General features: G+C 70.4%; 6 protein-coding genes. 3 read left to right on the top strand and 3 right to left on the bottom strand.

Annotation, left to right across the window (positions count from 1 at the left end):
* Positions 1-538 precede the first annotated feature (538 nt).
* Both RM812_RS36200 and RM812_RS36205 read right to left on the bottom strand, forming a co-directional pair.
* Positions 539-1006: a RidA family protein gene (locus RM812_RS36200; protein ID WP_311583255.1), complete on the bottom strand. Its 468-nt coding sequence runs from the start codon at positions 1004-1006 to the stop codon at positions 539-541.
* Positions 1003-1164 carry a DUF4177 domain-containing protein gene (locus tag RM812_RS36205; protein ID WP_003975360.1) on the bottom strand — a complete coding sequence of 54 codons (162 nt, stop codon included), beginning with the start codon at positions 1162-1164 and terminating at the stop codon, positions 1003-1005. Before RM812_RS36205 ends, RM812_RS36200 begins: the two co-directional genes overlap by 4 nt.
* A 106-nt stretch (positions 1165-1270) precedes the next feature.
* Between RM812_RS36205 and RM812_RS36210 the strand changes: the two genes are divergently transcribed.
* Complete coding sequence (locus tag RM812_RS36210; protein ID WP_311583281.1) at positions 1271-2248, top strand: ArsA-related P-loop ATPase; 978 nt, start codon at positions 1271-1273, stop codon at positions 2246-2248.
* Positions 2245-3624, top strand: coding sequence for an ArsA family ATPase (locus tag RM812_RS36215; protein ID WP_311583284.1), 1380 nt, complete (start codon positions 2245-2247; stop codon positions 3622-3624). Before RM812_RS36210 ends, RM812_RS36215 begins: the two co-directional genes overlap by 4 nt.
* Positions 3625-3779: 155 nt before the next feature.
* Here RM812_RS36215 and wblA read toward each other — a convergent pair whose 3' ends face one another.
* Positions 3780-4118, bottom strand: a complete 339-nt coding sequence (gene wblA / locus RM812_RS36220) for a transcriptional regulator WblA (protein ID WP_189421905.1) — start codon at positions 4116-4118, stop codon at positions 3780-3782.
* 471 nt (positions 4119-4589) lie between these two features.
* Here wblA and RM812_RS36225 point away from each other — a divergent pair, with 471 nt between their 5' ends.
* Entirely contained in the window at positions 4590-6890 is a 2301-nt protein-coding gene (locus RM812_RS36225; protein ID WP_311583288.1) for a transglycosylase domain-containing protein, read from the top strand.
* Positions 6891-6992 lie beyond the last annotated feature (102 nt).

Consider the following 6992-nt stretch of genomic DNA (forward strand, 5'->3'; position numbering starts at 1 on the left):
CGGTCCGGTGCGGGGCCGGCCGGCGGGACCGGCGCCGACCGCCGGCCCCCGCCGCGGGCGGGGCACCGGTGACCATCCTGCGGAGGCGGAGAGACGGGGGCGAGGTTTCTTGCCATCCCGGCAACGCACGCAACCCGCACGCCACCCAGCCACGCACACCGACCGAGCCACACACACCGGCCCGGGAGCACACCCGCCGGCCCGGGAGCACACCCGCCGTCCCGGCAGCCGGCCCGGCTGCACTCCACCCGCCGATTCACTCCGGCCCGCACACGCCACCCGGCACCGTCAGCCCGGCGGCCGGTCCCGGCCGGACTCCACAGACCCGGCGGTACGCGCCAGGCCCGGCAGTACGCGCCCCGGCCGACAGACCGACCCGGCGGCACGCGCCGATCCGACCGCACACCCGGTCACGGCGCGCGGAGCCGGTCCGCACCCTGACCGCAGCGCGCGCCGATCCGGCCGCACGCACTGGGCCGCCCGCACCCTGCCGCGCGCCCTCGCAGCGCGCACGTCGGCGCGCCCGTACGGCGTCGCCCTACGCCTGGACGAGCTCCACCTGGACCTCGACCTCCACCGGCGCGTCCAGCGGCAGCACCGCCACGCCGACCGCGCTGCGGGCGTGGACGCCCTTGTCGCCCAGGACCTCGCCGAGGAGCTCGCTGGCGCCGTTGATCACGGCCGGCTGGCCGGTGAAGTCGGACGCGGAGGCGACGAAGCCGACGACCTTCACCACGCGCGCGATGCGGTCGAGGTCACCGGCGACGGACTTCACGGCGGCCAGGGCGTTCAGCGCGCAGGTGCGGGCCAGTTCCTTGGCCTCGTCCGGGGTGACCTCGGCGCCGACCTTGCCGGTGACCGGAAGCTTGCCCCCCAGCATCGGCAGCTGGCCGGAGGTGTAGACGTACGGCCCGGACTGCACGGCCGGCTGGTACGCGGCCAGCGGCGGGACGACCTCGGGCAGCGTCAGCCCGAGCTCGGCCAGCTTCGCCTCGACGGCACTCATGCCTGCTTCTCCCGCTTCAGGTAGGCCACGAGCTGTTCGGGGTTGTTCGGCCCGGGCACGACCTGGACGAGCTCCCAGCCGTCCTCGCCCCAGGTGTCCAGGATCTGCTTCGTGGCGTGGACGAGCAGCGGCACGGTTGCGTATTCCCACTTGGTCATGCGGCCGACTCTAGCCGCACCCCGGGGCCGGTCGGACGGCCGACCGCGACGACGTTGTCCACAGTCTCCGGCGTACTCCGCGCGCGGACTGGTTACGCTCGAATACGTGAGCAGGCTCCAGGTCGTCAGTGGCAAGGGCGGAACCGGCAAGACCACGGTGGCCGCGGCCCTCGCGCTGGCCCTGGCCACCGAGGGGAAGCGCGCGCTTCTCGTCGAGGTCGAGGGTCGCCAGGGCATCGCGCAGCTCTTCGAAACGGAGGCGCTGCCTTATGAGGAGCGGAAGATCGCCGTCGCTCCCGGGGGCGGGGAGGTGTACGCCCTCGCCATCGACGCCGAACTGGCCCTTCTGGACTACCTCCAGATGTTCTACAAGCTGGGCAGCGCCGGACGGGCCCTGAAGAAGCTCGGCGCGATCGACTTCGCGACCACCATCGCCCCGGGTGTCAGAGACGTCCTGCTGACCGGCAAGGCGTGCGAGGCGGTGCGGCGCAAGGACAAGAACGGGCGGTTCGCCTACGACTACGTCGTCATGGACGCACCGCCGACCGGCCGCATCACCCGCTTCCTCAATGTCAACGACGAGGTGGCCGGGCTCGCGAAGGTCGGCCCCATACACAATCAGGCTCAGGCCGTGATGCGGGTGCTGAAGTCGCGGGAGACCGCCGTCCACATGGTGACGCTGCTGGAGGAGATGCCGGTCCAGGAGACCGCGGACGGCATCGCCGAGCTGCGGGCGGCGCGGCTGCCGGTGGGACGGGTCGTCGTCAACATGGTCCGGCCCGAGGTGTTGGACACGACGGACCTGGAACTCGTACGCGACACACCGCGTTCGGCACTCGCGCGGTCCCTGTCCGGGGCCGGGCTCGGCGGGGCGCGGCGGGGCGGGCACGCCGAGCGGCTGGTGGACCCGCTGCTGGCGCAGGCCGGGGAGTACGCGGAGCGGTACGCGCTGGAGCGGGAACAGCGGGGCGTGCTGACCGAGCTGGGCCTGCCGCTGCACGAACTCCCGCTGCTCGCCGAGGGCATGGACCTGGCGGGACTGTACGAACTGGCCACCGAGCTGCGGAAGCAGGGGATCGCATGAGTCCGGACCCGGCCCGGCCGCAGGAGGGCGCGCGGCACCTCTCTGCCACGCGCGTGCTCGACGTCGACCCGCTGCTGGAGGACCCGAAGACGCGCATCGTGGTGTGCTGCGGCTCCGGCGGGGTCGGCAAGACGACCACCGCGGCGGCCCTGGGCCTGCGCGCGGCCGAGCGGGGCCGCAAGGTGGTGGTCCTGACCATCGACCCGGCGCGGCGGCTCGCCCAGTCCATGGGAATCGACTCGCTCGACAACACCCCGCGCCGGGTGAAGGGAGTCGACGACTCGGCGGGCGGTGAACTGCACGCCATGATGCTCGACATGAAGCGCACCTTCGACGAGATCGTCGAGGCGCACGCGGATCCCGAGCGGGCGGCGGCGATCCTGGGCAACCCCTTCTACCAGTCGCTCTCCGCGGGTTTCGCGGGCACGCAGGAGTACATGGCGATGGAGAAGCTGGGGCAGCTGCGGGCGAGGGACGAGTGGGACCTGATCGTCGTCGACACCCCGCCGTCCCGCTCGGCGCTGGACTTCCTGGACGCACCCAAGCGGCTCGGCTCCTTCCTCGACGGCAAGCTGATCCGCGTCCTGCTGGCCCCGGCGAAGGTCGGCGGCCGGGCCGGCATGAAGTTCCTGAACGTCGGCATGTCGATGATGACCGGCGTCCTGGGGAAGGTGCTGGGCGGGCAGTTCCTGAAGGACGTGCAGACGTTCGTGGCCGCGATGGACTCGATGTTCGGCGGGTTCCGTACGCGCGCGGACGCGACGTACAAGTTGCTCCAGGCGCCCGGGACGGCGTTCCTGGTGGTCGCGGCCCCGGAGCGGGACGCACTGCGTGAGGCCGCGTACTTCGTGGAGCGGCTGGCGGCGGAGGACATGCCGCTCGCCGGTCTGGTGCTCAACCGGGTCCACGGCAGCGGCGCCGACCGGCTGTCCGCCGAGCGGGCGCTGGCCGCCGCGGAAAATCTTGAGGATCCCCGCATTGTGGATCAGGACGGCGGGAAAGCTGGAGTTCGTAACTCCCTCGACGCGCACGGCAGTTCAGACTCCCCCGAGCCTGACTCCTCTCCCGAGTCCGCATCCTCCCCGAAGCCCGGGGCCGGAGCCGAGGCCGAGGCCGATGCTTCTCCCGCGGTTCCTGACACACCAGAGCGATCCGTCGACCAGCTCACCGCGGGCCTGCTGAGGCTGCACGCGGACCGGATGCACCTGCTCGCCCGCGAGCAGCGCACACGTGACCGCTTCACCGCGCGTCACCCCGAGGTGGCGGTCACCGAGGTGGCCGCGCTGCCCGGCGACGTGCACGACCTCGCGGGGCTGCGGGACATCGGAGTACGGCTCGCGACGGGCCGGCCCGAGCTGCCCGAGACGGGCGCCTGACCCGACCGGGACGACCGCACCGACCAGGACGTACGCAACCGGCACGTGCCGACCGGGACGTATCCGACCGGGCTGTACCGGCAGGAAGGTACCGACCGAGGAGCCGTCGGCCAAGGGTGGCCCGAGGAGCCGTCGGCCGAGGAGCGTCGGCCGTGTCAGCCCACGGCCGCGTAGTTCTCGTAGACCTCGTCGTCGTCGAGGGGCACGATGCCGGTCCCTCGCTCGTACTCCGTCCGCGCCGTCTCCAGCAGCCGGCGCCAGGAGGTCACGGTGGGCCGCCGACGCAGCAGTGCGCGGCGTTCCCGCTCCGTCATGCCTCCCCACACGCCGAACTCGACGCGGTTGTCGAGCGCGTCGGCCAGGCACTCGGTCCGCACCGGACATCCGGTGCACACCGCCTTGGCCCTGTTCTGCGCTGCTCCTTGAACGAACAGTTCGTCCGGATCGGTAGTGCGGCAGGCGGCCTGCGCACTCCAGTCGGTTACCCAGCCCATACCGGCGCCGTCCTCTCCCGAATCGAGGCTCCCCCACGGCGGCAGCGGCATATTCACCGCCGCCAGTTGAGGACGTTACGGAAGGTGGACACAGCGCAACACCCCCTTCGGGCCCAATCTTGAATGGCCCGAACGGACTATGGGTAAGCGGCAGATCACCCGGGGGAGTGAGCTGGCGACATATACGACAACCTCGACATTCAGGTCATCCCTCTTGCGCCACAACGGACACCGAACACCACACAAGGCGGAATCGGACACGCATCCCATGCACCGCGGCACGCGCTCGCACGCGCCAACGCGCCCCCAGCCGGGGTGTGTCTGGGGCCTCGCGGAAAAAACTCGAGCAGATCCGGAACGATTCGAGGACGCCGGACGTATTGATACGTGGCCGCCCTGCTGTGACAGTTGAGAGCAGCTTAGGCCAATGCCTGTACGCGTGTCCGGCGAATGAGAACGTAGGCTGCCTTCATGCCAAAGAAGCGCTCGGGCGGTGGTCTGTCGCCAACGCAGCAGGCCGCCAAGTTCCTCGGTGTCAGTGTGCTCGCGGGAGCAGTCCTGGCCGGCATCGCGTTGCCCGCCGTGGGCGCGCTGGGGCTGGCGGCCAAGGGCTCGGTGGAGAGTTTCGACGCTCTCCCGGCCAACCTGAAGACTCCCCCGCTGAGCCAGCGCACCGCCATCCTGGATGCCAAGGGCGGCACCATCGCCACGGTCTACTCGCGCGACCGCACGGTGGTCCCCCTCAAGGACATGTCGCCCTACATGCAGAAGGCGATCGTCGCGATCGAGGACTCGCGCTTCTACGAGCACGGCGCGGTCGACCTCAAGGGCGTCCTGCGGGCGCTCAACAAGAACGCGCGCAGCGGTGAGGTCTCCGAGGGCGCGTCCACGCTCACGCAGCAGTACGTCAAGAACGTCTTCGTCGAGGAGGCGGGCGACGACCCGACGAAGGTCGCCGAGGCCACCCAGCAGACCATCGGCCGCAAGATCCGCGAACTGAAGCTCGCGATCCAGGTCGAGGAGGAGCTGGGCAAGAAGAGGATCCTCGAGAACTACCTGAACATCACCTTCTTCGGCCAGCAGGCCTACGGCGTCGAGGCGGCCGCCCAGCGCTACTTCTCCAAGCCCGCCAAGGACCTCAACCTCCAGGAGTCCGCCCTCCTGGCCGGCATCGTCCAGTCGCCCAGCCGGTACGACCCGGTCAACGACGCGGCGGAGGCCACCAAGCGGCGCAATGTCGTGCTGCAGCGCATGGCCCAGGTCGGCGACATCTCCCAGGCCGAGGCCGACAAGGCCCAGGCGGCACCGCTGGGTCTGAAGGTCAGCCGCCCCAAGAACGGCTGCATCACGGCCGTGAAGGGCGCGGGCTTCTTCTGCGACTACGTGCGCGCGGTGTTCCTGTCCAACCCGGTCTTCGGCAAGACCAAGGAGGACCGCGCCAAGATCTGGAACCAGGGCGGTCTGACGATCCGTACGACCCTCGACCCGCAGGCCCAGCAGTCGGTACAGAAGTCGATCAAGGACCACGTCTACACGAGCGACGAGGTGGCGACCGCGGCCACCATCGTCGAGCCCGGCACCGGCAAGATCGTCGCGATGGGCCAGTCCCGCCCGTACGGCATCGACACCAAGCAGGGCGAGACGACGATCAACCTGTCCGTCAACAACGACATGGGCGGCGGCGCGGGCTACCAGCCCGGCTCGACGTTCAAGCCGATCGTGGCCGCGGCGGCCCTCGAGGGCGGCATGCCGGCCACGCAGACGTACTCCTCGCCGTACGAGATGGACTACCCGACCCCGGTCGCGGCCTGCGACGGCAAGACGTGGAACGAGAAGGGCGCCAAGCTCGCCAACGAGAACGAGACCGAGGTCGGTCCGTACGACATGAAGGAAGCGACCGCCAAGTCGGTCAACACCTACTACGTACAGATGATCAGCGACATCGGCATCTGCCCGGTGACGCAGATGGCGGACAAGATGGGCGTGGAGCGCGCCAACGGCAACAAGCTGGAGCAGACGCCGTCCATCGCCCTCGGCGTCACCGAGGTGTCCCCGCTGACCATGGCGAGCGCGTACGCCACCTTCGCCTCGCGCGGCACGTACTGCACGCCGGTCGCCATCGAGTCGATCAGCCAGCGGGTCGGCGACAAGAGCAAGTCGCTCGCGGTCCCGAAGACCACCTGCTCGCGGGCCATGTCCGAGAAGACCGCCGACACCGTCAACACCCTGCTCAAGGGCGTCGTCGAGGACGGTACGGGTCAGCAGGCCGGCCTCGACAGCCGCCCGAGCGCCGGCAAGACCGGTACGACGGACGAGCGGTACGCGGCCTGGTTCGTGGGCTACACCCCGGATCTCGCCGGTGCCGTGTGGGTCGGTGACCCCAAGCACGAGCGGCAGATGGTCAACATCACTATCGGCGGCGTCCCGCACGACAAGGTCTTCGGTGGCGCGGTTCCCGGCCCGATCTGGGGCGACATGATGTCGGGCGCGCTGGAGGGCACCCCGCCCACCGACTTCAACCTCGTGCACATCCCGGACAGCAAGGCCAAGGACAAGGACAAGGACGAGGACAAGGGCCGGGGCGACGGCGACCGGGACGACGGCCGCAACGGCGACGACGGCGACAACGGTGGGGACAACGGCGACGGCGGCCTCATCGGCGGCCTGATCGACGGCGGCACCGGCAACGGCGGCACCGACGGCGGCTTCCCGGGCAACATCTTCCAGGGACAGGGCAACGGCGGAAACGGCAACGGCGGGCGGCGCGGCTGACCTCCGGTCCCCCACCCAGCCGATGACGAAGGCCGACGGCCCCTCCGACACGGAGGGGCCGTCGGCCTTTACGTCCTTGGCCTCGTCCTCTGCCTACCCCCC

The organism is Streptomyces lancefieldiae (assembly GCF_031845825.1).
Taxonomy (GTDB): Bacteria; Actinomycetota; Actinomycetes; order Streptomycetales; family Streptomycetaceae; genus Streptomyces; species Streptomyces lancefieldiae.

Coding starts and splice junctions, on each gene's coding strand:
- RM812_RS36215 (WP_311583284.1), top strand. CDS start 2,245: ATGAGTCCGGACCCGGCCCGGCCGCAGGAGGGCGCGCGGCACCTCTCT.
- RM812_RS36200 (WP_311583255.1), bottom strand. CDS start 1,006: ATGAGTGCCGTCGAGGCGAAGCTGGCCGAGCTCGGGCTGACGCTGCCC.
- RM812_RS36205 (WP_003975360.1), bottom strand. CDS start 1,164: ATGACCAAGTGGGAATACGCAACCGTGCCGCTGCTCGTCCACGCCACG.
- wblA (WP_189421905.1), bottom strand. CDS start 4,118: ATGGGCTGGGTAACCGACTGGAGTGCGCAGGCCGCCTGCCGCACTACC.
- RM812_RS36225 (WP_311583288.1), top strand. CDS start 4,590: ATGCCAAAGAAGCGCTCGGGCGGTGGTCTGTCGCCAACGCAGCAGGCC.